Annotated in this window: 1 protein-coding gene and 1 pseudogene; both read right to left on the reverse strand. The window is 40.5% G+C overall.

The window, feature by feature from the left end:
• Positions 1–283: pseudogene (locus A3761_RS24720) on the reverse strand (glutamine synthetase); the annotation flags it as partial.
• Between the two features lie 154 nt (positions 284–437).
• A partial coding sequence (locus tag A3761_RS24725; protein WP_231881308.1) for a hypothetical protein occupies positions 438–920 on the reverse strand: 483 nt, incomplete at its 5' end.

Consider the following 920-nt stretch of genomic DNA (forward strand, 5'->3'; position numbering starts at 1 on the left):
TACAGCTTTCGGGAATAATTCGTACAGAGGCATCTGGGTAGGCTGTATGCCAGCCAGTGTAACTGACATTGTCGTATAACTGATCTTTCGAGTCCCAGCCCAAAACAACATCGCAAAAACCAAAACCCTTGTCGAGCCCAGCAAAGAACTTATCTTTGCTCATATATTTACCGCGCATCACGCCGTCTATATCGAAAAGACCAACTTTGACATGCTTTATTCCACGAAGATTTACAATATGCTTCGCATCTTCAATCGTTTTTACAGATCTGGCTTCCATCATATTATCCAAATATTTTTATTTTATAATCGCATCTAGCCTTAAGTTTAGGTTAGAAATGTTACATGCGCATAAAACTGCGGTGCATTAATAAAAACTAAGAGGAAATTACTAACAATGCGAGATAAGTGGGAGCTCGCTAAGCAATTAGAAATCGCTAGAATTGGGCTTCTATTTTAAAGGTGCTGCTAAGTTTTGAATCAGGATAAACTGGGTCATTTGAGCCGCTTTTGCTGGCATAGCTAAGCGCAAGAGATAACTGAACATAGTCATTAAAGTCATACTCAGATGCCAGATTCAACACAAATAGCTCAGAGACAGTAGACCAAGCCCCAAGCACACTCAAGCCGAGCACATCATTAAAGTACTCCTTGCTCCATGAAACATTCCAGATCTCGTTATAGATGGTACGATTCGTATCTTGCTCTAGACTTTTAAAACGCCATACACCAGCATTCACTTGATGATTAGCGGCACTTAGATATTCAAAACCTAGCGCAATTTCAAGCCTGTTTTCTAAGTTTTCAGGCCGACCACTCAGCGCATATACTGAAGAGAGTTGATTTGTTTTATAGGCCAAATCAAGCTCGTACATAATGCTTCCCTGATTGATACCCAGCGAAAGCCCATAGAGTTCGTA

The organism is Oleiphilus sp. HI0123 (assembly GCF_001635315.1).